The 26,046-nt window shown below is 63.1% G+C and carries 24 protein-coding genes; 11 read left to right on the top strand and 13 right to left on the bottom strand.

The window, feature by feature from the left end:
* Nucleotides 1–6 precede the first annotated feature (6 nt).
* From AC07VY_RS16150 to mutS, 3 genes are all read right to left on the bottom strand, one after another.
* Nucleotides 7–813, bottom strand: a complete 807-nt coding sequence (locus AC07VY_RS16150; protein WP_495098209.1) for an alpha/beta fold hydrolase — start codon at nucleotides 811–813, stop codon at nucleotides 7–9.
* An 83-nt stretch (nucleotides 814–896) separates the two neighbouring features.
* Nucleotides 897–1,724 (bottom strand): proteasome-type protease, encoded by an 828-nt coding sequence (locus tag AC07VY_RS16145; RefSeq protein ID WP_495077102.1) that lies wholly within the window; start codon nucleotides 1,722–1,724, stop codon nucleotides 897–899.
* A 30-nt stretch (nucleotides 1,725–1,754) separates the two neighbouring features.
* A complete protein-coding gene (gene mutS, locus AC07VY_RS16140; protein WP_495098210.1) occupies nucleotides 1,755–4,331 on the bottom strand; it encodes a DNA mismatch repair protein MutS in 2,577 nt (858 codons plus the stop codon).
* Between the two features lie 238 nt (nucleotides 4,332–4,569).
* Here mutS and AC07VY_RS16135 point away from each other — a divergent pair, with 238 nt between their 5' ends.
* Nucleotides 4,570–5,028, top strand: coding sequence for a hypothetical protein (locus AC07VY_RS16135; protein ID WP_495098211.1), 459 nt, complete (start codon nucleotides 4,570–4,572; stop codon nucleotides 5,026–5,028).
* A gap of 15 nt (nucleotides 5,029–5,043) precedes the next feature.
* Here the strand turns inward: AC07VY_RS16135 and AC07VY_RS16130 are convergent, their stop codons facing one another.
* From AC07VY_RS16130 to AC07VY_RS16120, 3 genes are read right to left on the bottom strand one after another with little or no spacing between them, the layout of a single operon-like run.
* Nucleotides 5,044–5,457, bottom strand: a complete 414-nt coding sequence (locus AC07VY_RS16130) for an RNA-binding S4 domain-containing protein (protein WP_495098212.1) — start codon at nucleotides 5,455–5,457, stop codon at nucleotides 5,044–5,046.
* Between the two features lie 10 nt (nucleotides 5,458–5,467).
* Nucleotides 5,468–6,868 (bottom strand): sensor histidine kinase, encoded by a 1,401-nt coding sequence (locus AC07VY_RS16125; RefSeq protein WP_495098213.1) that lies wholly within the window; start codon nucleotides 6,866–6,868, stop codon nucleotides 5,468–5,470.
* Nucleotides 6,865–7,557, bottom strand: a complete 693-nt coding sequence (locus AC07VY_RS16120; RefSeq protein ID WP_495098214.1) for a response regulator — start codon at nucleotides 7,555–7,557, stop codon at nucleotides 6,865–6,867. The genes AC07VY_RS16125 and AC07VY_RS16120 overlap by 4 nt, the downstream gene beginning before the upstream one ends.
* A 116-nt stretch (nucleotides 7,558–7,673) precedes the next feature.
* On the opposite strand from AC07VY_RS16120, the gene AC07VY_RS16115 reads away from it, so the two are divergent.
* The 4 genes from AC07VY_RS16115 (at nucleotide 7,674) to AC07VY_RS16100 (ending at nucleotide 11,666) form a co-directional block, all read left to right on the top strand.
* Nucleotides 7,674–8,633 carry a tripartite tricarboxylate transporter substrate binding protein gene (locus tag AC07VY_RS16115; protein ID WP_495098215.1) on the top strand — a complete coding sequence of 320 codons (960 nt, stop codon included), beginning with the start codon at nucleotides 7,674–7,676 and terminating at the stop codon, nucleotides 8,631–8,633.
* A 4-nt stretch (nucleotides 8,634–8,637) separates the two neighbouring features.
* On the top strand, nucleotides 8,638–9,144 hold the full coding sequence (locus tag AC07VY_RS16110) for a tripartite tricarboxylate transporter TctB family protein (RefSeq protein WP_495098216.1): 507 nt from the start codon (nucleotides 8,638–8,640) through the stop codon (nucleotides 9,142–9,144).
* The gene (locus AC07VY_RS16105) at nucleotides 9,144–10,646 is read left to right on the top strand and encodes a tripartite tricarboxylate transporter permease (RefSeq protein ID WP_495098217.1); all 1,503 of its coding nucleotides are present in this window, start codon (nucleotides 9,144–9,146) and stop codon (nucleotides 10,644–10,646) included. Before AC07VY_RS16110 ends, AC07VY_RS16105 begins: the two co-directional genes overlap by 1 nt.
* Before the next feature lie 81 nt (nucleotides 10,647–10,727).
* The gene (locus AC07VY_RS16100; protein WP_495098218.1) at nucleotides 10,728–11,666 is read left to right on the top strand and encodes a patatin-like phospholipase family protein; all 939 of its coding nucleotides are present in this window, start codon (nucleotides 10,728–10,730) and stop codon (nucleotides 11,664–11,666) included.
* Between the two features lie 178 nt (nucleotides 11,667–11,844).
* Here the strand turns inward: AC07VY_RS16100 and AC07VY_RS16095 are convergent, their stop codons facing one another.
* Nucleotides 11,845–12,399, bottom strand: a complete 555-nt coding sequence (locus tag AC07VY_RS16095) for a phasin family protein (RefSeq protein WP_495077112.1) — start codon at nucleotides 12,397–12,399, stop codon at nucleotides 11,845–11,847.
* 214 nt (nucleotides 12,400–12,613) lie between these two features.
* Between AC07VY_RS16095 and AC07VY_RS16090 the strand changes: the two genes are divergently transcribed.
* Nucleotides 12,614–13,555, top strand: a complete 942-nt coding sequence (locus tag AC07VY_RS16090) for a histone deacetylase family protein (protein ID WP_495098219.1) — start codon at nucleotides 12,614–12,616, stop codon at nucleotides 13,553–13,555.
* A 135-nt stretch (nucleotides 13,556–13,690) separates the two neighbouring features.
* On the opposite strand, the gene AC07VY_RS16085 is transcribed toward AC07VY_RS16090, so the two are convergent.
* The 5 genes from AC07VY_RS16085 to AC07VY_RS16065 form a co-directional block, all read right to left on the bottom strand.
* Complete coding sequence (locus AC07VY_RS16085; protein ID WP_495077114.1) at nucleotides 13,691–14,899, bottom strand: ROK family transcriptional regulator; 1,209 nt, start codon at nucleotides 14,897–14,899, stop codon at nucleotides 13,691–13,693.
* A complete protein-coding gene (locus AC07VY_RS16080) occupies nucleotides 14,896–15,348 on the bottom strand; it encodes an RbsD/FucU family protein (RefSeq protein WP_495077115.1) in 453 nt (150 codons plus the stop codon). Before AC07VY_RS16080 ends, AC07VY_RS16085 begins: the two co-directional genes overlap by 4 nt.
* Before the next feature lie 11 nt (nucleotides 15,349–15,359).
* Nucleotides 15,360–16,154 carry an ATP-binding cassette domain-containing protein gene (locus AC07VY_RS16075; RefSeq protein WP_495077116.1) on the bottom strand — a complete coding sequence of 265 codons (795 nt, stop codon included), beginning with the start codon at nucleotides 16,152–16,154 and terminating at the stop codon, nucleotides 15,360–15,362.
* 2 nt (nucleotides 16,155–16,156) lie between these two features.
* Nucleotides 16,157–17,116 (bottom strand): ABC transporter permease, encoded by a 960-nt coding sequence (locus tag AC07VY_RS16070; protein ID WP_495077117.1) that lies wholly within the window; start codon nucleotides 17,114–17,116, stop codon nucleotides 16,157–16,159.
* 75 nt (nucleotides 17,117–17,191) lie between these two features.
* Nucleotides 17,192–18,190 carry a sugar ABC transporter substrate-binding protein gene (locus tag AC07VY_RS16065; protein WP_495098220.1) on the bottom strand — a complete coding sequence of 333 codons (999 nt, stop codon included), beginning with the start codon at nucleotides 18,188–18,190 and terminating at the stop codon, nucleotides 17,192–17,194.
* Nucleotides 18,191–18,626: 436 nt separating this feature from the next.
* Between AC07VY_RS16065 and AC07VY_RS16060 the strand changes: the two genes are divergently transcribed.
* The 5 genes from AC07VY_RS16060 (at nucleotide 18,627) to AC07VY_RS16040 (ending at nucleotide 25,039) form a co-directional block, all read left to right on the top strand.
* Nucleotides 18,627–20,219: a methyl-accepting chemotaxis protein gene (locus tag AC07VY_RS16060; RefSeq protein WP_495077119.1), complete on the top strand. Its 1,593-nt coding sequence runs from the start codon at nucleotides 18,627–18,629 to the stop codon at nucleotides 20,217–20,219.
* A 127-nt stretch (nucleotides 20,220–20,346) separates the two neighbouring features.
* Nucleotides 20,347–21,543 (top strand): nicotinate phosphoribosyltransferase, encoded by a 1,197-nt coding sequence (gene pncB / locus AC07VY_RS16055; RefSeq protein ID WP_495098221.1) that lies wholly within the window; start codon nucleotides 20,347–20,349, stop codon nucleotides 21,541–21,543.
* The gene (locus AC07VY_RS16050) at nucleotides 21,540–22,526 is read left to right on the top strand and encodes a 2-hydroxyacid dehydrogenase (protein WP_495098222.1); all 987 of its coding nucleotides are present in this window, start codon (nucleotides 21,540–21,542) and stop codon (nucleotides 22,524–22,526) included. The genes pncB and AC07VY_RS16050 overlap by 4 nt, the downstream gene beginning before the upstream one ends.
* Before the next feature lie 9 nt (nucleotides 22,527–22,535).
* Nucleotides 22,536–23,864: a DNA recombination protein RmuC gene (locus tag AC07VY_RS16045; protein ID WP_495098223.1), complete on the top strand. Its 1,329-nt coding sequence runs from the start codon at nucleotides 22,536–22,538 to the stop codon at nucleotides 23,862–23,864.
* Nucleotides 23,861–25,039 carry an MFS transporter gene (locus tag AC07VY_RS16040; RefSeq protein ID WP_495098224.1) on the top strand — a complete coding sequence of 393 codons (1,179 nt, stop codon included), beginning with the start codon at nucleotides 23,861–23,863 and terminating at the stop codon, nucleotides 25,037–25,039. The genes AC07VY_RS16045 and AC07VY_RS16040 overlap by 4 nt, the downstream gene beginning before the upstream one ends.
* 25 nt (nucleotides 25,040–25,064) lie before the next feature.
* Here the strand turns inward: AC07VY_RS16040 and AC07VY_RS16035 are convergent, their stop codons facing one another.
* Nucleotides 25,065–25,928: an LOG family protein gene (locus AC07VY_RS16035; RefSeq protein ID WP_495077124.1), complete on the bottom strand. Its 864-nt coding sequence runs from the start codon at nucleotides 25,926–25,928 to the stop codon at nucleotides 25,065–25,067.
* Between the last annotated feature and the right edge of the window lie 118 nt (nucleotides 25,929–26,046).

The raw sequence follows: 26,046 nt of genomic DNA, 5'->3' as shown, positions 1-26,046 counted from the left end.
CCAGGTTCAGCCACCGCCCATGTTGCGCAGCGCTGCTTCAATAGCGGCTGCGGTGGCCATCGGCTTTTCCATGGGGAAGAGGTGGCTGCCGTCCAGCATCATGGTGCGGCCATGGGTGACCTTGTTGGTCAGCGCCATGCCGACCTGGCGTATCTCGGCCGACTGCGTACCGCCTATGAAGGCCGCAGGGCATTTCAGCGGGTGGTGGCGCAGCAGACTTTCCAGGTTGTCGGGCAGGGTGTTGTAGATGGCGGTTTCTACCGCGCGGTCAAAGCCCAGCACGCGCTTGCCGTCCAGGTCTTGCATGCCATGCACCACATAGTCTTGCAGCACCTGCGGGTCCCAGCGGGCGAAGGCTTTCTTGCTTTGAAAATGCTCCAGCGCTGCCTGCTGGCTGGGCCAGTGTTGGCGGCGCCCTTTGCTGACTTTGCCGGGTGATACGGTTTCGACCATCTTGGTCCGCTTGAAGGCGCCCAGCGTGGTGGCGCGCCAGCCACCCACCAGGGGCGAGTCCAGCAGCAGTACGCCGCGGGCCAGTTCTGGATGCCGCGCGGCGGTCATCAGGCTCAAAAATCCGCCCAGCGAATGCCCCACCAGAAACGCCGGCTCGCCCTGCTGGGCCACCACCTCTGCCGCAAAGTCGGCCAACTGCTGCACCAGTTGCGGCCAGTTGTTGCTGACCGGGTAGCGCGGGTCATGGCCGACTTTTTCCAGCGCTTGCACCGCGTAGCCTCGGGCACGCAGGTTGTCGAACAGGACGCGGTAGGTGGATGCGGGGAAGCTATTGGCGTGCGCGAAGATGATGGATTGCATGACTGCCATTGTGTGCAATTGGACGGCAGAGGGCAGTCACGTAAGTTCAGCATACGCCACCGCATGGGGCGTTGCCTGCGGCTCTAGATCAGCCGCTCGTTGGGCGTGGTGATTTTGCGCAGCGGCTTGCCGCGGCCGGATTCCACCATCAGCGGCACATTGGTGGCCTCGCCGTTCCACATCGGGTCTTCGATGCTGTCGAACACTTCGCGCAGCTTTTTGCCCCAGCTGCTGTGCAGCATGCGGAAGTAGGGGTTGTTTTCGTCCATGCAGACCACTTTGTCGGTCTGGAATTTGTTGGCTTCGTAGACCACCAAGTCCAGTGGCAGGCCAACGGAGAGGTTGGACTTGAGCGTGGAGTCCATGGACACCAGCGCGCATTTAGCGGCCTCGTCCAGCGGGGTGTCGGGGGAAATGACCCGGTCCAGCACCGGTTTGCCGTATTTGGATTCGCCGATCTGGAAGTACTGTGTTTCGTGCGTGGCTTCGATGAAGTTACCGGCCGAATAGACCTGGAACAGGCGCATGCCTTCGCCCTTGATCTGACCGCCGAAGATCATGGAGGCATTGAACTCTACCCCCGCCTGGCGCAGCGATGCGGCGTCGCGCTCGTACACATGGCGCACGGCGGCGCCCAGCACGCGGGCCGCGTCGAACATGCTCTTGGCGTTCCAGATGGTGATGGGTTCGCTGTCTTCGTGCTCCTTCAGCTGCTCGACCTGCAGGATTTCGCGGATGGACTGCGAGATGCTCAGGTTGCCGGCCGACAGCAGCACCATGAAGCGGTCGTCCGGCTTTTCATAGACGATCATCTTGCGGAAGGTGCTGATCTGGTCCAGGCCGGCATTGGTACGGGAGTCGGACAGGAAAACCAGTCCGGCATTGAGTTTGATGGCGACGCAGTAGGTCATGGCGCAATAGATTCGTGGTGGAGCAGCAGGTCAGCCCTGCTCGCGTTGGGCTAGTTTCTTGAGGCTGTACAGGGCCTCCAGGGCGTCGCGGGGGGACAGCGTGTCGGGCTGGATGGCCGCCAGCGCCGATTCTACGGGGCCAGGCCCCAATTGCACCGGCTCGGGCGGGGCGGCGAACAGGTCTACCTGTGCCTGGCTGCCTTGGGCGTGGTCCTCCAGCGCGGCAAGGGTGTGGCGGGCGTGGTTTAGCACGGCGGCCGGCATGCCGGCCAGGCGCGCCACCTGGATACCGTAGCTGCGGCTGGCCGGGCCGGGCTGCAGCTCGTGCAGGAAGACAATGTCGCGGCCCGACTCGGCGGCACTCACATGCATGTTCACCGCGCCATGGTGCGAGGCCGGGAACTCGGTCAGCTCGAAGTAGTGCGTGGCAAACAGGCAGAAGGCCTGGGTCTTGTCGTGCAGGTGCGCTGCAATGCCGCTGGCCAGGGCCAGGCCGTCAAAGGTGGAAGTACCGCGGCCGATCTCGTCCATCAGCACCAGGCTGTGGGCGGTAGCGCTGTGCAGGATTTGCGCTGCCTCGGTCATTTCCACCATGAAGGTCGATTGCGCATTCGCCAGGTCATCCGCCGCACCAATGCGGGTGTGGATGGCGTCTATCGGCCCGAGGCGGCAGCTGTCGGCCGGCACATAGCTGCCCATGCTGGCCAGCAGCACGATGATGGCCACCTGGCGCATATAGGTCGATTTACCGCCCATGTTCGGCCCGGTGATGATCTGCATGCGTTGGCGGTGGCCCATGGCCGTGTCGTTGGCGATGAAGCTGGCGCTGGAGTTTTCGGCCAGGCGCGCCTCCACCACCGGATGGCGGCCACCTTCGATGGCGATGCAGGGTTCCTTGACGAATACCGGCGCACACCAGTTCAGTGTCAGGGATCGCTCGGCCAGGGTGCACAGCACGTCTAGAGCGGCCAGGGCATAGGCCAGCTGGCCTAGGCGCGGCACAAAGGCCTGCAGCTGGTCCAGCAGCTGTTCAAACAGCCATTTTTCGCGCGACAGCGCGCGCTCCTGGGCGCTCAGGGCCTTGTCTTCGAAGGCCTTGAGCTCGGGGGTGATGAAGCGCTCGGCGTTCTTCAGTGTCTGGCGGCGCCGGTAGTCATCGGGCACCTTGTCCACCTGGCCCTGGGTGACTTCGATGTAGAAGCCGTGCACCTTGTTGAACTGCACGCGCAGATTGGCAATGCCGGTGCGGGCTTTTTCACGGGTTTCCAGGTCCAGCAGAAAGGCATCGCAATTGGTCTGGATGGCGCGCAGCTCGTCCAGCTCGGCGTCAAAGCCGTGGTTGATCACACCGCCATCGCGCACCAGGGCCGAGGGCTCGTCCAGGATGGCGCGCTGCAGCAGGGCGGCGCAGCCTTCGGGTGGTTGCAGCGCGCCAGCGATTTGGGCCAAATACGGCGTTTGCGCTGGTATTGCCTGCAGCAGTAGCTCTGTTTTTTGTAGCGTGTACTGCAGGGCCACCAGTTCGCGTGGGCGCACCTGGCGCAGCGCGATGCGGGCGCTGATGCGCTCCACGTCGCCGCTGCCTTTGAGCTGTTCGCGCAGGCGCTGGCCCATGCCGGCTTCGCGCAGCACGCCAATCGCTTGCAGGCGCAGCGCGGCTTCGCTGCGGTCGCGCTGGGGCTCCAGCAGCCAGCGCTTCAGCGCCCGGCTGCCCATGCTGGTGCTGCAGGTATCCAGCAGGGAAAACAGCGTGGGTTTGTCCTCGCCGCGCAGGGTCTGCGTCAGCTCCAGATTGCGCCGGGTGCTCAGCGGCAGGCTGATGCTGGCATCGCTTTTCTGCACGCGGATGGTCTGTACGTGGGACAGCGCGCGGCCCTGGGTGTGCTCGGCAAAGGTCAGCAGCGCAGCAGCGGCGGCATGGGCCTGGGGCAGGTCTTCTGCCTGCCAGGCTTCCAGGCTGGCAGCGTGCAACTGCTCCAGCAGCTTGCGCTGGCCCAGGGCAGCGTCGAACTGCCAGGCCGGGCGCGCGGTGCTGGACAGGGCCGTGGCCGACGCGCGCTTCAGCGTCTGGATGCGTTGGCTGAAGCTGGCGCTGGCATCGGCGCTGTGCAGCAGTTCGCTGGGGGCGATGCGCGTCACCCAGGCCTCCAGTTCGTCGCTGGGACATTCGGCCAGGTGGATTTCGGCGCGCGTCACGCTCAGCCAGGCCAGGCCGCAGCTATTGCGTGGCCCCTGGTGCACGGCCAGTAGCACGGATTCGGTCTTGTCGGCCAGCAGCTCGGGGTCAAGCAGCGTGCCGGGGGTGACCACGCGCACCACCTTGCGCTCCACCGGGCCCTTGCCCGTGACTTCGCCCACCTGCTCGCAAATCGCCACCGATTCGCCCAGCTTGATGAGCTTGGCCAGGTAGCCTTCCATGGAGTGGAAGGGCACGCCGCACATGGGGATGGGCTGGCCAGCAGTCTGGCCGCGCTTGGTCAGCGTGATGTCCAGCAGGGCCGTGGCCTTCTCGGCATCGCCGAAGAACAGCTCATAGAAATCGCCCATGCGGTAGAACACCAGGGTCTCAGGATGCTCGTTTTTGATGGCCAGGTACTGCTGCATCATGGGCGTATGGCTCGAGAGATCTACGGGGCTGGCCGCTGGCTGTGATTGGGTTTTGGTTCCCATGTGTTGGATGTGATGTGGGGGAAACAGGTAGTCGGGTAATCGATGGAATGCGCGTGCGGGTGGGCGGCTAGGCCCAGACCGTGCATTATCGTTGACGGCTTCCTGGGCCCGCGGCTGGTATCGCTGTGTAAACCTGCTTGAAAACCGGTGACCCGAGGCCGAGAATTAGTTCGTCATGGCCGCAATATCCACAATCAGCTCCAGCAGCAGTCTGGTCGCCCCCTACACTGTGGGCAACGGGCTGGCTGGGCTCTATCAGCTCACGGATCAGGCCATACAGCAGTCCAGTGACGCGTCCATCATTGCGTCGTTTGGCTCTGGCGCTGCCACCACCCCAACCTACACCGCGGCAGGCCTGCTGAATTCCTATCTGCAGGCCGGCACCAGCGCGGTTGCTGATACGGCGCAATCCAATGCGGCAGATTTGCTGGACTCCACCGAAACGGGCACGCCGGTCAGTAGCAGCGATCTGGCGATTGCGTCGGGCGAGTACGGCAGCGTGGCGGCCAGCCAAAGCGATGCCAATGCCACGAACTGGACGGCGGCTCTGAAAAGCAATCCCGCCCTGGCCTACCAGGTGGTGGCCGACAGCAAGAACCAGGGTTTGATCAGCGCGTTTTCCGCGTTCGCCTAGTTTTTCTAGTCTTTTTCAGTCGTCCACCGAGGCACTCCACCGATCGCCCCAGGCCTGGCCTGCCTGGTCTAGGTCGCGGCGTTGGCGCTTGGTGGGGCGACCGTGGTCCAGGCTGAGGGCCGGCTCCGGGGCCAGGCGGCGCTGCTCGGCGGCGGCGGTGCGGGTTTGCAGGCTTTCTGGTGTTTCGGCGTACAAGGCTTGGGCGACAGGGGCCGGGCCGCGTGCCTGGCTGATGCCGACTACCACCACGGTGCGCACCATGGGGCCCTGGCGCAGGGTGATGTGGTCACCGGCCTTGATTTCACGCGCGGGTTTGACGTCCTGGCCGGCGACTTGCACCCTGCCCTTGTTGACCTCTTCGGTGGCCAGGCTGCGGGTCTTGTAGAAGCGGGCGGCCCATAGCCATTTGTCGATACGTAGTTTTTCCATCGTCCTCGGGTCAGGTTGTCAGGGGCAAGCGCACGCAGGCGTCCAGCCCGTCGTGCTGGCCCTGCCGGCTGCGGTTTTGCAGGCTGATGGTACCGCCCAGGGCGTGCACGATCTCCTGGCAGATCGATAAACCCATACCGGAGCCATGGTGCACGTCACCGGCCGAGAAGGGCTGGTACAGGCGACGTGCCAGCTCGGGCGAGATGCCCGGGCCGTCATCGGCAATGCGCAGCTGGGCGTGGCGGCCCTCCAGGCTGAGCTGGACTTCCAGCGTGCCGCCATGGGGGCTGTATTTGATGGCGTTGTGCAGCAGGTTGCGCGTCAGCTCGCGCAGCATCCAGTCGTGGGCGCGCACCCGGGTGGGCTGGGTGTCCAGCGCGAAGTCCAGGTCTTTGTCGGCCAGCAGCGGTGACAGGTCCAGGGCCACGGCGCGCACGGCCTCGGCCCAGTCCAGGGGCTGGGCGTCGTCCTGCTGGCGCAATTGCTCCACCTTGGCCAGGGCCAGCATCTGGTTCGCCAGGGTGGTGGCGCGGTCTACCGTGGCGTTGATTTCATGCAGGGCCTGCAGCGGCTCGACGTCGCTGCGCAGGGCGGACTGGACCTGGGTTTTCAGTACTGCCAAGGGTGTGCGCAACTGGTGCGCCGCGTCGCGCACAAAGCGTTTCTGGTGGTCCAGCAAGTGCTGCAGGCGGTCCATGACCTGGTTGGTGGCGTCCAGCAGGGGGCGCAGTTCGCGCGGTGCGTCGGGGGCGGCCAGGCGAGTCAGGTCGCCCTCGGGGCGGTCTTGCAGTGTGCGGCTGAGCTGGCGTACCGGGCCGGTGGCGTGCTGCACCACGGCGACCACTAGCACGGCGATGACCAGGATCAGCGCGGCCTGGCGCCACAGGGTGTCGATCAGGATCTGGCGCGCCAGGGTGTGGCGCAACTCCAGGGTTTCGCCCACCTGGATCACGGCCATGGCGCGACCTGTCTGGGTGGCCACCGGTTGCAGCAGCACGGCCACGCGCACGGGCTCCTCGCCCACGCTGTCGTTGTAGAAGTCCACCAGCGCGGCATAGGGTGGACGCTGGGGAATGCTGCCATGCCAGAAGGGCAGCACGGTGTAGCCCGATACCAGCTGCCCGTCCAGGCTGGAGACGCGGTAGAACATCTTGCTTTTGTTGTCGGCCTCGAAGGCCTCCAGCGCAGCATAGGGCACGGTGGCGCGCAGCACGGCTTTGTCGTCGTAGCCATCCACTTCCAGTTCTTCGCCGATCGACTTGGCCGACGCCAGCAGGCTGCGGTCGTAGGCGGTGGTGACGGCTTCCAGCGCCTGCTCGTACAGGCTGTAGGTGTTGATGCCCACCACCAGCAGCACCGGCAGCAAAATGCCCAGTAGCAGCGTACTGCGCAGGGAGCGGCTGGGTTTCAAGCGCTTTCCTTGAGCAGATAGCCCAGGCCGCGCAAGGTCATCAGGTGTACGCCGGTGGCGCTGAGCTTTTTACGCAAGCGGTAGGCCACTACTTCGATGGCTTCGTACTGCACCTCTTGCGCGCCAGGGAAGACGAGCTCAAACAGCCGTTCCTTGCTAACCGCATGGCCGGGCTGGGCCATCAATGGGCGCAGCATGGCCAGCTCGCGCGGGCTAAGCTCCAGCGGCTGGTCCAGGTGGTAAAGTACGCCGCTCTCTTTTTCATAGCGAAGTGCGCCCAGATTGATTGCGCTGGAGGCCGATTTTTCTTCAAAACCAAATGCGGATTCGTTGCTGCGCCGGGCCAGGGCGCGTAGCCGGGCTTCGAGCTCTTCCAGGTCGAAGGGTTTGGGCAGGTAATCGTCGGCGCCGGTGTTCAGGCCCAGGATCTTGTCGCCCACGGTGCCGCGCGCGGTGAGTATCAGCACCGGCGTGCGCAGACCCTGTTTGCGGGCGGCATCCAGCACCTGCAGGCCGTCCATGCTGGGCAGGGACAGGTCCAGCAGCACCACGTCGGGCGGCGCAGCCAGCCACAGGTCCAGCGCGGCGCGGCCGTCGCCACAGGCTTGCACCCGCATACCTTGCCGGCCCAGCGCGCGCAGCAGCGTGGTTTGCATGGCCGGGTCGTCTTCCACCAGAAGTAATCGCATAGGCGAGACTGTAAGCGCCCGTGGGGCCTAGCATTTTCCCTAGTGCTTTTCGACAGCCAACTGACAGGCTGGCTTTGCATCATCGACCGATTCCAACAATCCACAAGGAGACCGCGATGCGTCGTGATGCTTTTCTGAAGTCCCTGGCGGCGCTGGCCGCAGCCGGAACCTTGCCCCTGTCGGCCCGTGCCGCGCCCAATATCAAGATGATGATCCCCGCCAACCCGGGTGGCGGCTGGGACACCACGGGCCGCGCCCTGGGCAAGGCCATGACGGATGCCCAGGTGGCCGATACCGTGAGCTTTGACAACAAGGGCGGCGCTGCGGGCGCCTTGGGCCTGGCGCAGTTCGTCAACGGCAACAAGGGTGATCCGAACGCCGTGATGGTGATGGGCGCCGTGATGCTGGGCGGCATCATCACCGGCAAGCCGCCGGTCAGCCTGTCCCAGGCCACGCCGCTGGCCCGGCTGACCACCGAGTACAACGTGTTCGTGTTGCCGGCCAGCTCGCCCTACAAGTCCATGAAGGAAGTGGTGGAGCAGCTCAAGAAAGATCCGGGCAGCATCAAATGGGGCGGCGGCTCGCGCGGCTCCACCGAGCACATCGCCGCGGCCATGATTGCCCGCGACGTGGGCGTGGACCCGTCCAAGATCAACTATGTGGCTTTCCGGGGCGGCGGCGAGGCGACTGCGGCCATCCTGGGCGGCAACGTCACGGTGGGCGGCAGCGGCCTGAGCGAGTTCTCTGAATACATCAAGACCGGCAAGATGAAGGCGCTGGCCGTGACCTCGGGCACGCGCATGAAGGGCGTGGACATCCCGACCTTGAAGGAGATGGGCATCAATGTGGAGATCGGCAACTGGCGCGGCGTCTATGGCGCGGCCGGCATCACGCCAGAGCAGCGCAAGCAGTTGATTGACGTGCTGGTCAAGGCTACCAAGTCCAAGGCCTGGGCCGAGGCGGTGGAAAAGAACAACTGGACGCCTGCGCTGCTGACCGGGGCCGAGTTCGAGAAGTTCGTGGACGACGACTTCGCCAGCTTGCGCGCCACCATGGTCAAGTCGGGCATGGTGTAAGGCCATGGCGTTGGCTGTGCGATCTCCCCAGACCTGGATTGGTCTGGGTACGGTGGGCCTGGGTGCGGCCATGGCGCTGGGTGCGCTGGGCATCACCTCCGAGGCCGGCTATGCGGGCGTGGGCCCCAACTTTCTACCCTGGGTGGTGGCGCTGGTGCTGTGCGTGCTGGGCGCCTGGATGGTGTGGGAGGCCAGCACTGGCGGCTTCCGCGCCATGGACGAGGCCTCGGGTGCCGAGCGGGCCGATTGGGTGGCGTTTGCCTGGGTGTCGGTCGGCATTTTGGCGAATGCGGCACTGATCACCAGCCTGGGTTTCATTTTGAGCTGCACTCTGTGCTTTGCCTTGGCGGTGCGCGGTTTTACCTCGGCCGAGGGGCAACGCGGCCGGGGGCTGCGGGCCAGCCTGCGTGATGGGCTGGTGGGTTTTTTGATTTCCGCGCCGGTGTACTGGATGTTTACCAAACTATTGGCCATCAACTTGCCTGGCCTGACGCAGACGGGGTGGCTGTAATGGATATCTGGAACAACTTATTGCAGGGTTTCATCACTGCAGGCACGCCCATCAACCTGCTGTGGGCGCTGCTGGGCTGCACCCTGGGCACGGCGATTGGTGTGCTGCCGGGCATTGGTCCCGCTACGGCGGTGGCGATGCTGCTGCCCATCACGGTGAAGGTCGAGGCCACGGCTTCGATGATCTTTTTTGCCGGCATCTACTACGGCGCGATGTACGGCGGCTCCACTACCTCCATTTTGCTGAATACGCCGGGTGAGACGGGCTCCATGGTCACGGCCATGGAGGGCAACAAGATGGCCAAGAGCGGCCGGGCTGGCGCGGCGCTGGCCACGGCGGCCATAGGCTCGTTCGTGGCGGGCACCATCGCCACGGTGCTGGTGACGCTGTTTGCACCCCTGGTAGCGACCTATGCGGTGCGGCTCGGTCCACCCGAGTACTTCTTGCTGATGCTGCTGGCCTTCACCACTGTGAGCGCGGTGCTGGGCAAGAGCACGCTGCGCGGGTTGACCTCGCTGTTCATCGGCCTGGCCATGGGCCTGGTGGGGCTGGACCAGTTGACCGGTGCGGCCCGCTACACCGGCGGTGTGCCTGAGCTGATGGACGGGCTGGAGGTGGTGCTGATTGCCGTGGGCCTGTTCGCCGTGAGCGAGGCTTTGTACAACGTGATGTTCGAAGGGCGCGTGGCCGAGTCGCGCAACCCCATGAGCAAGGTGCATATGACGGCGGCCGAGTGGAAGCGCTCCTGGCCGGCCTGGTTGCGGGCCACTTTCATCGGCTTTCCGTTCGGCACCATTCCGGCGGGTGGTAGCGAGATTCCTACCTTTCTGAGCTACGCAGTGGAGAAAAAGATCTCCAAGCACAAGGAGGAGTTTGGCACTACCGGCGCCATCGAGGGCGTGGCCGGGCCGGAGGCGGCGAACAATGCGGCCATCACCGCCACGCTGATTCCGTTGTTGACGCTGGGCATCCCGACCTCGAACACGGCGGCTATTTTGCTCGGCGCCTTCCAGAACTACGGCATACAGCCGGGTCCGCAGCTGTTTGACACCAACGCCTCACTGGTGTGGGCGCTGATTGCCTCGCTCTACATCGGCAATGTGATGTTGCTGGTGCTGAACCTGCCCATGGTGGGCCTGTGGGTCAAGCTGCTGAAGATTCCCAAGCCCCAGCTGTACGCCGGCATCCTGATTTTCGCCACGGTGGGCGTGTACGGCATGCGCCAGAGCGCGTTCGATCTGGTGCTCCTGTACGGCATCGGCCTGCTGGGCGTGGTGATGCGGCGCTTTGACTTTCCGACCGCACCAGTGGTAGTGGGCATGATTCTGGGCCCGCTGGCTGAGGCTCAGATGCGCAACGCCTTGTCGATAGGCGAGGGCAAGTGGACGGTGTTCCTGGAGCGGCCCATGTCTGTGACCTTGCTGGTGGTGGTGCTGTCCGTGCTGCTGCTGCCGCGTATCGTGAAGGCCGTGAACGCTAAAAAAGCAGCTTTACCTGCCTAGCCTGGTTTGGGCATCAAAATAGCGGCTGGCGCACGTAGCATGTGCGCCAGCCGCTATTTTTTTGATAGAAGCAGGAACACGATGGGCAGACAAGACGCACAAGCGCAGCAGTGGGGGCCAAATGGGCGCCGTGGTTTGGTATTGGGCACCTTGCTGGGGGCTGCCCTGGGTTTGGCGGGCTGCGTGACGGCACCGGTGGAGGTGGCCCCGCCGGCACCGAATCCGCCCGCCGTGAAGCGTCCGCCGCGCATAGGCCTGGCCCTGGGCGGCGGCGCAGCGCGCGGTTTTGCCCATGTGGGGGTGATCCAGGTGCTGGAAGAGGCGGGTATACGCCCCGATCTGGTGGTGGGTACCTCGGCCGGCAGCCTGGTGGCTTCGCTGTATGCCAGCGGCAAGAACGGCGCGCAGCTGCAGCAGGTGGCCGAGACCATGGAGGAAGCGGCCTTTACCGACTGGACCTTGCCCATTTTCAGCCGCGGCATGTTGCGCGGCGACGCCCTGGCCCGATATGTAAACGCCCAGGTGGGCAGCCGACCGATTGAAAGCATGCCCATGCCCTTGGGTGTGGTGGCGACGGACCTGAACAGCGGCGACGCAGTACTGTTCCAGCGCGGCGATACCGGCACCGCCGTGCGCGCTTCCAGTGCGGTGCCGGCGGTATTCCAGCCGGTCAAGATATCCGGGCACGAATATGTGGATGGCGGCCTGGTGTCACCCGTGCCTGTGCGCTATGCGCGGCAGATGGGGGCTGAGCTGGTGGTGGCGGTGGATATTTCCAGCGCCCCCGAAGGCAACCTGGCCAACGACACCATGCAGATATTGCTGCAAACCTTTGCCATCATGGGCAAGAGCATCAATGTCTACGAGCTGCGTGAAGCCGATGTGGTGGTACGCCCGTCTTTGCTGGGCGTGAAGAGTGCCGATTTTGGCGCGCGCCGCCGTGCCATCGAGGCCGGGCGTGCGGCCATGCTCCAGGCTCTGCCGCAGCTCAAGGCGGCCATGCTGGCCAAGAGCCATTGACGCAGGCCTGAAAGTAAACGGGCATAAAAAAAGGCCCCATCTTGCGACGAGGCCTGTAAGGGATCCCTGAGCCTGATGGCGTCGAAAGGACCCGAGGAGACAACTGGTGGAAACCTAGGCTTCAAATCAGGACTGTCCGTTCGGGCCCTGGCATGCAGCCAGGAAAGCCCTTGGCGAATTAACGCTTCTTGGTAGCGGCAGCGGCGGTGGTGCCAGCGGCGCTCACAGCGGTAGCAGCAACAGCCTTGAAGTTGGCTTCAGCGGCGTCGGAAGCTTGCTTCACAGCCTTTTGAACGGATTCAAAAGCGTTGTTGGCAGCGGTCACGGCGCTTTTCAGCACAGCTACGGCGGACTCGGAGCCGGCTGGGGCGTTCTTGGCAGCGCTTTCGATCAGGCCAGCAACCTTCTTTTGGGCTTCAGCGGTTTGGCCTTCGATGGCTTTGCCGAATTCGGCGCTGGTGCCTTGGGCGATGTCATACAGGTGGCGGCTGTAAGCGGCGGTCTTTTCAGCCAGGGGCTGCAGCAGGCCAGCTTGCAGGGCCAGCAGTTCTTGGGCGTCTTTCACGCTCAGAACAGCTTGGGAGTGGGTAGCGGCTTCGGACAGGGCTGCCTTGGAAGCGGTCAGGTTCAGTTCCACCAGCTTTTCAACGCCTTCGAAAGCCTTGGTCGTCAGACCGAACAGGGTTTCAACGGTAGCTTTGTGGGAGGCCAGAACTTGTTCAGCAGTCATCATATAAAAATCTCCAGTTAATTAAGAAACGGTAAAAGATCCAACATCTGCGCTGAGACTGGCTATCCGCCGGTTTATGTTGCAGTGCAGCATGGATTAAATTATAGGCCGCCTGTTCTGGCATGCAAGGCTTTTATGCTGCGCTGCAGCACATTAGATACTCGACTCTATCCCCAGGTGGGGCCTGCACCTTAGTCACATTGCGATAGCGATTTCCATGCACGCGTACTACTCCGACCACTTTGTGCTGCCCCTGCCTGCGGGTCACCGTTTCCCCATGGCCAAGTACCGCATGTTGCGCGACCGCGTGGCCTCGGAGCTGGCCCAGGTCGTGCAGCGTGAGGCGCCGCGTGCCAGTGATGGAGAGCTGGCCCTGGCCCACCATCCCGCCTATATCCAGTCGCTGGAGGATGGGTCTATCGTGCAACTGCAGCCGCAGGTGATGCGGGACATTGGCTTTCCCTGGAGCCAGGCCATGGTGGAGCGCTCACGCCGCTCAGCGGGCGCTACGGTGGCGGCGGTGCGTGACGCCATGGCCGGGCAGGGTATTGCCGCGAATATGGCGGGGGGCACGCACCATGCGCGTGCCGACAAGGGGGCTGGTTTCTGTGTGTTCAACGATGCGGCCATTGCCGCTCGCGTAGCGCAGATGGAGTGGGGGCGTACGCACCGCAGGCCTTTGCAGGTGGCGGTGGTGGACCTGGATGTGCACCAGGGCGATGGCACGGCGAGCATCTTCCAAGGGGATGCCAGCGTTTTCACCCTGTCATTGCACGGAGAAAAGAACTTCCCGTTTCTTAAACAGGCCAGTGACCTGGATGTGGGCTTGCCCGATGGCTGCGGCGACGTGGCCTATCTGGAGGCGCTGGAAAACGCGCTGGAGCAGTTGGGCCAGCGCTTTGAACCCGATCTTGTGATCTACCTGGCCGGTGCCGACCCGTTCGAGGGAGACCGTTTGGGGCGCCTGAAGCTCAGTTTTGATGGATTGCAGGCGCGCGATCGTCGTGTTTTTGACTGGGCCTGGCAGCGCCGTCTGCCCCTGGCGTTTGCCATGGCCGGCGGCTACGGCACGCAGCTGGAGCAGACGGTGCAGGTGCAGGTCAACACCTACACCGTGGCGCTGGAGTACTGGCGGCGTTGGCAGGCCTTGGGGCTTTAGGCATCTGTGCCTCGATCTCACCCACTGCGCTGGCCGGTGTTGCCGTTGCGCCGTGCATGGTGTTATCGGTACGGCGGTTCTTGGATTTTCTGGCGGAACAGTTCCACGGCGAGGTGCCGTTTTAGGGGGCGATGTTTACGCTTTGAGGAACAGATCCCGGTCGGGTGCAAAGTTGGAGTGCAGGGGCAGCAGGGCTCCGCCCAGGGCATGCGCGTCCGAGCCTATGCTGCCTGCCACGATGGGTGTGGGCCACAGACCCTCCCAGTTGTAGTCTTTCAGCGCCTGTTGGGTGCTGGCCAGCAGTTGCTGCAACAGCGGGCGGCACATGGAACCATCAATCACCACGGCCTCCGGAGCCAGAAACGCCGTGCCACTGACCACGCAGTGCGCCAGGGCGTTGGCGGCACGGGTCACCCATTTCTGGGTTTCTGTGGCAAACGGGGCTTGCATTGCGCGTTCATCATAGGCTGCGCTGGGGTCCAGACCGTGGGCTTGCAGGCGTTGTTCCAGCTCCCACAGGGAGGCATTGACCAGCAATTGCTCGGGTGCGGCGCCGGTCGTTTGCGCCAGATACATGGGCAGTGAAGCCACGGCTCCGGCATTGCCGCGCATGCCAGCGTGCAGATGCGAGTTGATGACCAGGCTGCCACCCACGAAGGTATCGACAAACAGGTAGAGAAAGGTCTTCAGGTTGCGGCCTTGGCCCGCCACCAACTCGGCCACGCAGGCTGCGGTGGCATCCTTGGCAAAGCTGACCGGCAGGTCGGTCATGGCTTGCACCTCGGCACCCAGGTCAATCTGGTTCCAGGCACTGGACTGGGCTTCTGACAGACCCAGCATCTTGTGCCAACCGCCGAGCTGGAAGGGCGCGGCTACGCAGATGCCAACCAGGCGAGGGCTCAGCGGCCCCAGCGCATCGCACAGCGTGGCCAGGTGCTGGCCCAAGGCCGGTAGAAGCGTGGCTGCATCGGGAAAGGCATAGGGCAGGGTCAGGCGTTGGCGTACCTTGCCGGTGAAGTCCACCAGCAACCAATCGGTACCACGCCGCCCGACCTTGATACCTATGGAAAACGCGCCGTCTGGATTCAGCGCGAGAGGGACGGACGGCTGACCGATGCGCCCGCGTACGGGCTCGTGGCGCAGCAGCAGGTCGTCCTCTTCCAGGCGGGAGGTGATCAGCCCTATCGTTTGGGCCGTGAGGCTGGTAATGCGCGCCAGTTCGGCCTTGGGCAGGCTGCCGTGCTGGCGGATGGCCTGTAGCACCACACGTTCGTTGAACTGGCGCATGCCCACATGGTTGGAGCCGCGCGGGCGCAGCAGGGGCGAGGCTAGAGGGGGAGTCATGGGCGTAGATTTTCGCCGATCACTCCTTTGCGCAGAATGAAGTTGCCGAACGGCTGTAGTTCACCGGTCAACACGATGGCGTAGATGTTGCGCACCCGTTCGTAAAACGCAAAGCGTTCGATAGGCTCGGGGTTCTGGCCCGGCTGCAGGCTGGGCTGCAGCAATTCCAGCACCTCGCGTTGCAGGCCCGAGCGATAGGGCGCGGTGGTATCCGAGACCTGCATGAACGCCACCGGTGACTCCACATCTGTCGCCAGTGGCAGCACCGAGTTGACGGCCTGCACCGCCCGCAGCATGCTGACACCGGGTAAGCGCAGCACCGGTTTGCCAGCAGCCAGGCGCACTGCGGTGAAGTTGGCATCGGCCAACAAAACCGCGTCGTCGTGCCCCATTTCCGCCAAAACCTTCAACAGCTCGGGCGTGAGCAGTGGATCAATTCCTTTGAGCATGCGTCAGTCTTTCAATTCGCCAGGCAACCGGCGGGCAGCTCGTCGGGGCGAATGGCCCCGGTCATGACCGCAACGGTGTCGGCCATGCTGATGGCCTTGGGGTTCAACACGCAGCCGCGTTTGCCCAGGCGGGCCACGTGGATACGGTCGGCAATTTCAAATACATGCGGCATGTTGTGCGAGATCAGCACCACCGACAGGCCTTTGTCGCGCACCCGGCGGATCAGCTCCAGCACCATATTGCCTTCTTTGACGCCCAGGGCGGCCGTGGGTTCGTCCATGATCACCACGTGCTGGGCAAAAGCGGCAGCGCGGGCAACTGCCACGCACTGGCGTTGTCCACCCGATAGGGTTTCCACCGCCTGGGTCATAGACCGGATACCTACTTTCAGGTCGTTCATGCGGGCGATGCTTTGCTCCAGCATCTTCTTCTTGTCGAGCATGCGCAGCACATTGCCCATAAAGCCATCGCGGCGGATTTCGCGGCCCAGGAACAGGTTTTCCGAAATCGACATGGCAGCTGCCACGGCCAAATCTTGGTACACCGTTTCGATGCCGGCCTTGCGGGCATCCATGGGGCTCTTGAAATGGATGTTCTCGCCGTCGAGCTGGATTTCACCGGAGTCGGGAATCGTGGCGCCGGACAGGCATTTGATGAGAGACGATTTGCCCGCGCCGTTGTCGCCAATCACGGCCAGAATTTCACCGGCGCGCAACTCGAAGTCGGCACCGTCCAAGGCCGTTACCTGGCCGTAGCGCTTCACCAAGCCAGTGGCGCGCATCACAATTTTTGCGTCGTTAGCCATGATCAACGGGCTCCCTTGCGTGAAAGTTGGTCAATGGTGACGGCCAGGATCACCAGAATACCGGTGATCAAAACCTGGTAGACGGACTGCACACCCATGAGCGTCAGGCCGTTGCGCAGTACGCCCACGATGATGGCTCCGACCAGCGAACCCAGAATCATGCCGCGGCCACCAAACAGGCTGGTGCCACCCAGCACCACGGCGGTGATGGCGTCCAGGTTCTCGGTCTGGCCGGCGTTGGGGTCGCCCACGCCAGTGCGGGCCACGGACAGCAGGGAGGCGATGCCGTAGAAGATGCCTGCCAACACATAGACGCCCAGCAGTACGCGTTCGGTCGGAATACCGGTTAGACGGGTAGCTTCGGGGTTGTTGCCTACGGCGTAGACGTGGCGACCGGATGCGGTTTCACGCAGATAGAACCACACACCCAAATAAAGCAGCAGCATGACCACCGAGCCCCAGGCGACAGCCGTGCCGCCGATGCGGAAAGTAGTGCCGAGTGCTGTCATCAGGGGGGGCACATCGGTCATGGTTTGGGCGTTGGAATACAGCTGCGTGATTGCAAACGCGATGTTCAGTGTGCCCAGCGTCACGATGAACGGGGGCAGCTTGATGCGGGTTACCAGCAGGCCGTTGACCAAGCCAAAAAATGCCGTGACTGCGATACCGCAGAGTATGGCCAGCGGTGCAGGCAGGCCGAATTCAGCCGCGACCTTGGTCATCACGATGCCGCCCAGGGCCATCACCATGCCGCAGGATAAATCGATGCCGGCGGTCAGAATGATCAGTGTTTGGCCGATGGCGATAACACCCACCACCATCACCTGTTGCAGGATCAGTGAGAAATTGGTTGCAGAGAGAAAGCGTTCGTTTTGCGTCGCGAAAAATATGCACGCAATGAAAAGGGCGATAAATGGCCCCAGTGTGCCTATGGGGGGTAGTTTTTCTTTGAGGCTAGCCATGGTGGTCTTTGGGATGAAGGGAGGGAATAGGGCGCCCGCGCAAACAGGCGCCCCACGGTTCAGTTCAGAGCCAGATTACTTGTTGCCCCAGCACAAGTCCATACCAACTTTGGTGTCCTTGCTGTCCACGCCTTTTTGTGGCTTGTCGGTGATCAGCGTCACACCGGTGTCGGTGTAGCCGGAGGCCTTTTTGCCGTCCTTGGCGAATGCCACGCCAGCAGCCACGCCCATGCTGGCCATCTTCAGCGGGTACTGTTGCGAGGTGGCGGCGATCATGCCGGCCTTGACGTTCTTCACGCCTGCGCAGCCACCGTCCACCGACACGATCAGCACGTCTTTTTCCTTGCCTGCGGCCTTCAGTGCCTGGTAGGCACCTGCAGCTGCGGGTTCGTTGATGGTGTAGACCACGTTCACGTCAGGATTCTTCTGCAGGCAGTTTTCCATGGCGGTCTGGCCCTTGGCCTGGTCGCCAAAGCTGTCGGCCATACAAACGATTTCAGCGGTCTTGGACAGCTCGTTGCTCTTGGCGTCAGCTGCGGCCAGGCCAAAGCCTTTCATGAAGCCGTTGTGGCGTTGTGCGCCCACAGGGTGGCCAGGGAACAAGTCCAGGGTCACGATTTTGGCGGGCTTGCCAGCCATGGCGCTCTTGGCGTATTCGCCAATCAGAACACCGGCTTTGTAGTTGTCGGTGGCGAACAGGGCGTCCGTGCCCTCCACGGGGTCAGTGGGGCTGTCCAGGGCGATGAACATCACGCCTTGCGCCTGAGCCTTCTTGATGCTGGGGACGATGGCCTTGGAGTCATTGGGGGTGATCATGATGGTCTTCGCGCCAGCTGCGATCATGTTTTCAATGGCCGTCACCTGCCCGGCGTTGTCACCGTCTGCCTTGCCGGCTGCGCTGAGCAGCTTGGCACCTAGCTTCTTGGCCTCGGCTTGCGCGCCTTCTTTCATTTTCACGAAGAAGGGATTGGTTTCGGTCTTGGTGATCAGGCCGATCACGGGCTCGGCAGCGCAGGCGCTGGTAGCAGCGAAAGCAATGGCGGAAAGTACCAGGGTAGCGGTGGACTTCTTCATGTTGTCTCCAGGATAGGAATGAACACAGGGTTCGGTTGGGGGCAGGTGCCGTTGAAATACAAGCTGAATTTCAGGCGGGCAGCGAACTATAGTTACTAAATCAATTTGTTTTACTTATCGAAAACCCTAGTGTCATCTGTGTGCGATTGCCGGATAGTCGGGACTCTTGGTGGTTTGCGTATCTGTTTTCTGTCGTTAGGTATCGGTGTCGCGGCCTGCGATGTTCCAATAAATCAATCGACTTGATTAATGGTAAACCAGTATGGGTGCGCTGCTGCTTCCAAGAGATAGTCAGTGCGTACAGCGGCTAGCTGAGCGGACGCGCGGGCATCGCAGATGCCAACAGGTATGGACACAAGGAACACAGCAGCATGTTTGAAACAACTGAATCGGGTTTGCGTGCCATGGGGCCGTCCCATGTATGGGAGGTACGGCCATGAATCTCAAGATTTCGCAGCGTTTGTATCTAGCCGTGGGCATGGCACTGGTGTTACCAGCCCTGGTGCTGGTGGCCACGTTCGTGCTGGATGCGCAGGGCCGGGTCCAGTTTGACAGTGCGCTTAACAAGGCCAAGGAACGCAGGGAAGTTGCCGGTGCCATGCGCGACACGGTGTTCCGACAGGGTCTGCAGGCACGCAATATCGGCTTGCGCTCCGACGTGGACGAAATGAAAAAAGAAGTGGATGGCCTGCGCGCCCTGAAAGAGGTCTACAAGAAGAATCTCGCCCGCTTCACCCAGTTGGAACCCACCGCGGAGGAGGCTGCGGACCTGGCTAAAGCCGCCAAGCTGGAGCAGGACACGTTGGAGCCCTTGCAAAAGGCCGAAGAGTACGCCAGCAATTTCCGCCCGGATACCGCGGCCTCCATCCTGGTTACCAAGGTCAGCCCGGTGCAGGACCAATGGATAGATGCGATCAGCCATCTGGTGGCGATCCAGGACGCCAATGTGGCAGCGGCGCTGTCCAGCAGCGAGGTCCAGCACCGTAACCTGGTGCGCATTGCGGCGCTGGCGTTTGTGCTCACCTTTGTGTTGGCGGCAGCCGCTGCCTGGCACCTGGCGCGTGGCATTGTGCTGCCTCTGCATGACGCGATCGGTTTGGCACGCCGTGTGGCTGCTGGAGACCTGACTGCCCGCATCAACGGCCAGCGCACCGACGAAGTGGGCCAATTGCTGAGCAGCCTGGGTGAGATGCAGTCCAGCCTGGAGCGGGTGGTGACCAATGTGCGTTCCGGCTCTGAAAACGTGGCCACCGCCAGTGCCGAAATCGCCCAGGGCAACGATGACCTGAGCGCGCGTACCGAGAGCCAGGCCAGCGCGCTGGAGCAGACTGCGGCCTCCATGGAGGAGCTGAGCTCCAATGTGCGGCAAAACGCCGACAGTTCTCGGCTGGCGAACGAACTGGCGATGAAAGCATCCCAGGTGGCCGCCAAGGGTGGCGCGGCCGTGGGCCAGGTGGTCGAGACCATGAAGGGCATCAACGACAGCTCGAAGAAGATCAGCGACATCATCAGCGTGATCGACGGTATTGCCTTCCAAACGAATATTTTGGCCTTGAACGCCGCCGTGGAAGCTGCCCGCGCGGGCGAGCAAGGCCGTGGTTTTGCCGTGGTGGCCAGCGAGGTGCGTAGCCTGGCCGGGCGTAGCGCCGACGCGGCGAAAGAGATCAAGCACCTCATCAGTACCAGTGTGGAGCGCGTGGCCCAGGGCACGGCCCAGGTGGACCAGGCGGGCGCCACCATGGCCGAGGTGGTGAACTCCATCAAACAGGTGACTGACATCATGGGCGAGATCAGTACTGCCAGCAACGAGCAGTCCATGGGCGTGGCCCAGGTCGGCGAGGCCGTCACCCAGATGGACCAGGTGACGCAGCAGAACGCCGCCCTGGTGGAAGAAATGGCCGCCGCCGCCAACAGCCTGCGTGCCCAGTCCAATGAGCTGGTGCAGGTGGTGGCGGTATTCAAGCTGCGTGATGGCTACGGCCATGCCCCGGCGGCGCCGGTGGCCGGGGCATTGCGTTTGGGCGCATGAACCGGCCTTAAAGCCAGCCTGGCTGGAGGCCTATGGTTCTCCACCAGGTCACGTTGGCGTGAATCCCCTACACTTTGCGGCACTTCTTTAGCTACCGCGTTGTGGGGCCTTGGCGGCCACGCTTTCTATGATCATCACCAGCCTGCTTGACACCGATCTTTACAAGTTCACGATGATGCAGGTGGTGCTGCACCAGTTCCCTGCGGCGCAGGTGCAATACAAGTTCAAATGCCGCAACCCCGGCGTCCAGCTGGCCCCGTTTGTAGAAGAGATACGCGACGAAATCCGCTCGCTGTGCAGCCTGCGTTTCCAGGAGGCTGAGCTGGCCTACCTGCGCTCCATGCGCTTCATCAAGAGCGATTTCGTGGATTTTCTCGGCCTGTTCCGGCTGAACGAGAAATACATCCAGGTCACGCCCCTGCCCAGCGGCGAGATCGAGATCTCTATCCAGGGCCCCTGGTTGCACGTGATTCCCTTTGAAATCCCGGTGCTGGCCATCATTAACGAGGTCTATTTCCGCAACACCCAGCCGGTGCCCGACTTTATCGAGGGCCGCCGCCGCCTGGACGCCAAGATCCAGCAGTTGCGTGCCGACGGCCTGCAGGAACTGAAGATTGCCGACTACGGCACCCGCCGACGCTTCAGCAAAGCCTGGCATGAAGAGGTGCTGCGGGTGCTGGTGGCCCGCCTGGGTGCGGGATCAAAAGGCCAGTTCGCGGGCACCAGCAATGTGTTCTATGCTATGAAATTAGGATTGACACCGCTCGGCACCATGGCCCATGAGTACCTGCAGGCCTGCCAGGCACTGGGCCCGCGATTACGCGACAGTCAGGTGTTCGGCTTTGAAATGTGGGCCAAGGAATACCGAGGAGACTTGGGCATTGCCCTCAGCGACGTCTACGGCATGGACGCGTTTTTACGCGACTTCGACATGTACTTCTGCAAGCTGTTCGACGGCGCGCGCCACGACAGCGGCGACCCTTTCCGCTGGGGTGAGCGCCTGCTGGCGCACTACAAGCAGAACCGCGTGGACCCGCTGACCAAGACCCTGATCTTCAGCGACGGCCTGACGGTGCCACGCACCATCGAGCTGTACCAGCAGTTCCGCGGCCGTTGCCTGCTGGCCTTTGGTATCGGCACCAACCTGACCAACGACATGGGCGACCCGCCCAACCACGTGCCGCTGCAAATCGTTATCAAGCTCACCCGCTGCAATGGCCAGCCCGTGGCCAAGCTGTCCGACAGCCCGGGCAAGAATATGTGCGACGACGAGAAATATATCGCCTACCTGCGCCAGGTTTTTGAAATCGAGACCCCTACATGACCAAACCCGCCATCCTCGTTGCCCGCAAGATATTCCCATCCACCATTGCCCAGCTGGAGCAGCACTTTGAAGTGGAGTCCAACCAGGACGACGCCAGTTGGACTAAGGCCGACCTCATCACCCATCTGCAAGGCAAGGTAGGGGCATTCACCACCGGCAGCGAACGCATCGATGCCGAGGTGCTGGCCGCCTGCCCGCAGCTGCGCATTTGCGCCAACATGGCCGTGGGTTACAACAACTTCGACATCGACGCCATGAGCGCGGCCGGCGTGCTGGCCACGAATGCGCCCGATGTGCTGACCGAAACCACGGCCGACTTCGGCTTTGCGCTGTTGATGGCCACTGCCCGTCGTGTCTGTGAGAGCGAGCACTTCCTGCGCGCCGGCCTGTGGAAGAAGTGGAGCTACGATATGTTTGCTGGCGCCGAGATCCACGGCAGCACGCTGGGCATTATCGGCATGGGCCGTATAGGGCAGGGCATCGCCAGGCGTGGCGCCCATGGCTTTGGCATGAACGTGGTTTACCACAACCGTTCCCGCCTGGACGCCGCGACCGAGGCCGCATGCAAGGCCCGCTACGTGTCCAAGGAGGAGCTGCTGAAGACCGCCGACCACGTGGTGTTGGTGGTGCCGTATTCGGCCGCCTCGCACCACACCATAGGTGCAGCCGAGCTGGCGCTGATGCAGCCCACCGCCACCCTGGTCAATATCGCCCGTGGCGGCATCGTGGACGATGCGGCCCTGGCCGTGGCCCTGCGTGCGGGGCGCATCGCCGCCGCTGGCCTGGACGTGTTTGAGGGCGAGCCGAAAGTCCACCCTGATTTGCTGACCGTGCCGAACGTGGTGCTGACCCCGCACATCGCCAGCGCCACCGTCGCCACGCGCACCGCCATGGCCCAGCTGGCCACCGACAATCTCGTCGGTTTTCTTATAAAAAACAAGCCGCTCACGCCCATAAACCTTGCGCATCTAGCTACGAAATAAATAGCATACATGACTGGAATCGAATGGGGCCTGCTGTCTGGCCTGGGTGTGCTGAACCTGCTGTTGCTCGCCTTGCTGCTGTTGCGCAAGCCCGCCGCACCCGACCACACGGCGATGGACCGGCTGGCCCAGGAGCTGCGCCGCGAGATCGCCGAGTCCGCACGTACCGACCGCCAAGAGCTGGCTACCAGCTTCGCCACCTTCCAGCGCAGCCTGGTGCAGCAAAGCGCCGAGGCCACGCGCACGCAGAACACGCAGATTGACGCCTTCGCCCAGCAGCTGGCATTGCTGCAAAAGACGCTGTCTGACACGCTCAGCACCCAGCTTCAGGCCCTGGGGGAGTCGAATGCCCGGCGCATCGGCGAGGTGCGCGCCACGCTGGAAAGCCAGCTGCAGCAGCTGCAGCAAAGCAATGCCGCCAAGCTGGATGAGATGCGCCGGACCGTAGACGAGAAGCTGCAAAACACCCTGGAAACCCGCCTGGGCGAAAGCTTCAAGCAAGTCGCTGACCGGCTGGAGCAGGTGCACAAAGGCCTGGGCGAGATGCAGTCGCTGGCCCAAGGCGTGGGTGACCTGCAGCGCGTGCTGACCAACGTCAAAACCCGTGGCATGTTTGGCGAGGTGCAGCTGGAAAACCTGCTGGAGCAGGTGCTGACGTCGGAGCAATACGGCAAGCAGATCGAGACCAAGCCGCGTAGCAACCAGCGCGTGGACTTTGCGGTGCGCTTCCCGGGCCGCAGCGCCGACGGCGCGCCCGTATGGCTGCCGATAGACGCCAAGTTCCCGCGTGACGACTACGAGCGCCTGCTGGACGCGCACGAGCGCGCCGACGCTGTTGCTGCCGAGGCAGCTGCCAAGGCGTTGGAGGCGCGCATTCGCACCGAGGCCAAATCCATTGCCGAGAGCTACCTGGCGCCGCCGCATACGACCGACTTCGCCATCCTGTTTTTGCCGATCGAGAGCCTGTACGCCGAGGTGCTGCGCCGCCCCGGCCTGATGGACAGCCTGCAGCGCGACTACCGCGTGACCCTGGCCGGCCCAACCACCTTGCTGGCCATGCTGAACAGCCTGCACATGGGCTTCCGCACGCTGGCGCTGGAGCAGCAGGCGTCTGAAGTCTGGAAGGTGCTGGGCGCGGTGAAGACCGAGTTCGAGCGTTACGGCGAATGGGTGGCGCGCATCCGCGAGCAGGTGCAAAAAGCCTCCGACACGTTGGACAAGGCCGACACCCGTACACGACAGATGCGCCGTGCGCTGAAAGTGGTCGAGGCCTTGCCGGACGCAGAGGCGCAGGCTCTGTTGCCCGCGCAGGCCGATCTGGACGACGGGCCGGCATGACCCTGGCCCTGGCGCGTCTGATACTGGCCCAGATCTGCCTGCATGCTTGCATGACAGGCCTGCGCTTGGCCTCACCCTTGCTGGCCCTGAAAGCCGGATACAGTGCTTTCTCTGTGGGCTTCCTGCTGGCCTTGTTTGCTCTGACCCAGGTGTTCCTGGCCTTGCCCGCCGGGCGTTTTGCGGATCGCAACGGCTTGCGCCTGCCGGTCACCGGCAGCGTGGTCATGGCGGTGCTGGGGGCTGGACTGGCGGCTGTGTTTCCGGTCTACCCGGTACTGTGTCTCAGCGCCTTGCTGTCGGGCGGGGCTACCGGCGTAGCCGTGATTGCGTTGCAGCGCCATGTGGGCCGGGCGGTGGAGGGTTCGACCCAACTCAAACAGGTGTTCAGCTGGCTGGCCATGGGGCCGGCGGTGTCCAACTTCATCGGGCCGTTCGGGGCCGGGCTGTTGATTGACTATGCGGGCGCCGCGCCGGGTGACACCTTTGGCTACCGCGCCGCGTTCGCCATGCTGGCGTTGTTGCCCGTGCTGACCTGGGCGCTGGTGCGTGGTGTGCAGGAGCTGCCGCCCATCCACCCGCCAGCCAACGCGGCCAAGGCCCGGGTGTGGGATTTGCTGCACGACCCCATGCTGCGCCGCTTGTTGCTGGTGAACTGGTTTCTGTCGTCCTGCTGGGACGTGCATACCTTCGTGGTGCCCATCCTTGGCCATGAGCGCGGCCTGAGTGCTTCCACCATAGGCACCATTCTGGGCGTGTTCGCGATTGCGGCGGCTGTGGTGCGCATGGTCATGCCCCTGGTGGCCCAACATTTGCGCGAATGGGCGGTGATTACAGGTGCCATGGGTGCCACGGCGCTGTTGTTTGCGGCATACCCGCTGCTGCATGGCGCTGTGGCCATGGGGGCGTGCTCGGTTTTGCTGGGGTTGGTGCTGGGCTCGGTGCAACCCATGGTGATGAGTACCTTGCACCAGATTACGCCCGAGCACCGCCATGGCGAGGCGCTGGGCCTGCGCCTGATGACCATCAACGCATCCAGCGTGATGATGCCCATGCTGTTTGGCCTGGCCAGCGCCTACATCGGCGTGGCTGGCTTGTTCTGGGTGGTGGGTGTGGTGGTGGGCAGCGGCACCCGCACCGCCTGGCAGCTCAAGACCGCCGACTTCGGCGAGTCTTGAACAGGCTTAGAGCGTCTTCAAGGTCTTATAGCTTGTAGAACGCCTGCATGGCGCTCCAGGCTTCCTCCGGCGTGTCCACGTAGGTGAACAGCTTCAGGTCGGCTGGGGAGATGGCGCCTTCTTCTATCAGCACGTCGAAGTTCAGCAGGCCCTTCCAGTAGTCGGTGCCGAACAGGATGATGGGCACGGCCTTGGCCTTGCCGGTCTGCACCAGGGTGACCACTTCAAACAGCTCGTCCAGCGTGCCAAAGCCGCCGGGGAAGGCCACCAGGGCTTTGGCGCGCATCATGAAATGCATCTTGCGTAGCGCAAAGTAGTGGAACTTGAAGTTCAGGCTGGGCGACACATAGCGGTTGCCGCTTTGCTCATGCGGCAGGGCAATGCTCAGGCCTACGTTCAGCGCGCCCATTTCATGTGCGCCGCGGTTGGCTGCTTCCATGATGCCGGGGCCGCCACCGGTGCAGATGTAGAGGCGGTCTTCCGCTGGCTGGTCGGCGCTGTACTGGGCCACCAGGCGGGCAAACAGCCGGGCCTGGTCGTAGTAGTGGGCATTGCGCATGCGGCGCTCGGCTACCTTCAATGCGGTGGCGTCGTCGCCGGCTTGTGCTGCGGCCAATTCACGTTGCGCATCGTCGGGCGCCGGGAAACGGGCGCTGCCAAACACCACTACCGTGTTTTCTATGCCTTGCTCCTGTTGCTCCAGGTCGGGCTTGAGCATTTCCAGTTGGAAGCGTATGCCCCGGGTTTCGCGGCGCAGCAAAAACTCCGGGTCGGCAAAGGCTAGGCGGTAAGCATCGGCCTCCAGAGGCTGGCCCGCGCTGGCGTGGGCTTGCAGTTCCGCCCAGGCCAGGGCAACGTTGCGGTCGTTGAGTTTGTCTGTGTTTTCCATGGAGACATTGTGAGCGTAAATCGTGTCAGTTTGCCCGTGGGGTAAAAGAAATACCGGGGTAAACCCTAGGCCCTGGGGCGGTATTTTCCACACTGTCGCGGCCGGTTTTCGGGCCTAA

This window comes from Rhodoferax sp. GW821-FHT02C08, from assembly GCF_059421805.1.
Note: the sequence above shows the minus strand (reverse complement) of the source record. Positions and strands in the feature narration are given on the sequence as shown.

What these genes read in the sequence shown, in the direction of transcription:
- AC07VY_RS16120 (WP_495098214.1), bottom strand. Translation starts at nt 7,557, where the DNA reads ATGCGATTACTTCTGGTGGAAGACGACCCGGCCATGCAAACCACGCTG.
- AC07VY_RS16130 (WP_495098212.1), bottom strand. Translation starts at nt 5,457, where the DNA reads ATGGAAAAACTACGTATCGACAAATGGCTATGGGCCGCCCGCTTCTAC.
- AC07VY_RS16115 (WP_495098215.1), top strand. Translation starts at nt 7,674, where the DNA reads ATGCGTCGTGATGCTTTTCTGAAGTCCCTGGCGGCGCTGGCCGCAGCC.
- AC07VY_RS16110 (WP_495098216.1), top strand. Translation starts at nt 8,638, where the DNA reads ATGGCGTTGGCTGTGCGATCTCCCCAGACCTGGATTGGTCTGGGTACG.
- pncB (WP_495098221.1), top strand. Translation starts at nt 20,347, where the DNA reads ATGATCATCACCAGCCTGCTTGACACCGATCTTTACAAGTTCACGATG.
- AC07VY_RS16070 (WP_495077117.1), bottom strand. Translation starts at nt 17,116, where the DNA reads ATGGCTAGCCTCAAAGAAAAACTACCCCCCATAGGCACACTGGGGCCA.
- AC07VY_RS16045 (WP_495098223.1), top strand. Translation starts at nt 22,536, where the DNA reads ATGACTGGAATCGAATGGGGCCTGCTGTCTGGCCTGGGTGTGCTGAAC.
- AC07VY_RS16080 (WP_495077115.1), bottom strand. Translation starts at nt 15,348, where the DNA reads ATGCTCAAAGGAATTGATCCACTGCTCACGCCCGAGCTGTTGAAGGTT.
- AC07VY_RS16075 (WP_495077116.1), bottom strand. Translation starts at nt 16,154, where the DNA reads ATGGCTAACGACGCAAAAATTGTGATGCGCGCCACTGGCTTGGTGAAG.
- AC07VY_RS16135 (WP_495098211.1), top strand. Translation starts at nt 4,570, where the DNA reads ATGGCCGCAATATCCACAATCAGCTCCAGCAGCAGTCTGGTCGCCCCC.
- AC07VY_RS16050 (WP_495098222.1), top strand. Translation starts at nt 21,540, where the DNA reads ATGACCAAACCCGCCATCCTCGTTGCCCGCAAGATATTCCCATCCACC.
- AC07VY_RS16035 (WP_495077124.1), bottom strand. Translation starts at nt 25,928, where the DNA reads ATGGAAAACACAGACAAACTCAACGACCGCAACGTTGCCCTGGCCTGG.
- mutS (WP_495098210.1), bottom strand. Translation starts at nt 4,331, where the DNA reads ATGATGCAGCAGTACCTGGCCATCAAAAACGAGCATCCTGAGACCCTG.
- AC07VY_RS16150 (WP_495098209.1), bottom strand. Translation starts at nt 813, where the DNA reads ATGCAATCCATCATCTTCGCGCACGCCAATAGCTTCCCCGCATCCACC.
- AC07VY_RS16095 (WP_495077112.1), bottom strand. Translation starts at nt 12,399, where the DNA reads ATGATGACTGCTGAACAAGTTCTGGCCTCCCACAAAGCTACCGTTGAA.
- AC07VY_RS16100 (WP_495098218.1), top strand. Translation starts at nt 10,728, where the DNA reads ATGGGCAGACAAGACGCACAAGCGCAGCAGTGGGGGCCAAATGGGCGC.
- AC07VY_RS16105 (WP_495098217.1), top strand. Translation starts at nt 9,144, where the DNA reads ATGGATATCTGGAACAACTTATTGCAGGGTTTCATCACTGCAGGCACG.
- AC07VY_RS16090 (WP_495098219.1), top strand. Translation starts at nt 12,614, where the DNA reads ATGCACGCGTACTACTCCGACCACTTTGTGCTGCCCCTGCCTGCGGGT.
- AC07VY_RS16060 (WP_495077119.1), top strand. Translation starts at nt 18,627, where the DNA reads ATGAATCTCAAGATTTCGCAGCGTTTGTATCTAGCCGTGGGCATGGCA.
- AC07VY_RS16145 (WP_495077102.1), bottom strand. Translation starts at nt 1,724, where the DNA reads ATGACCTACTGCGTCGCCATCAAACTCAATGCCGGACTGGTTTTCCTG.
- AC07VY_RS16040 (WP_495098224.1), top strand. Translation starts at nt 23,861, where the DNA reads ATGACCCTGGCCCTGGCGCGTCTGATACTGGCCCAGATCTGCCTGCAT.
- AC07VY_RS16085 (WP_495077114.1), bottom strand. Translation starts at nt 14,899, where the DNA reads ATGACTCCCCCTCTAGCCTCGCCCCTGCTGCGCCCGCGCGGCTCCAAC.
- AC07VY_RS16065 (WP_495098220.1), bottom strand. Translation starts at nt 18,190, where the DNA reads ATGAAGAAGTCCACCGCTACCCTGGTACTTTCCGCCATTGCTTTCGCT.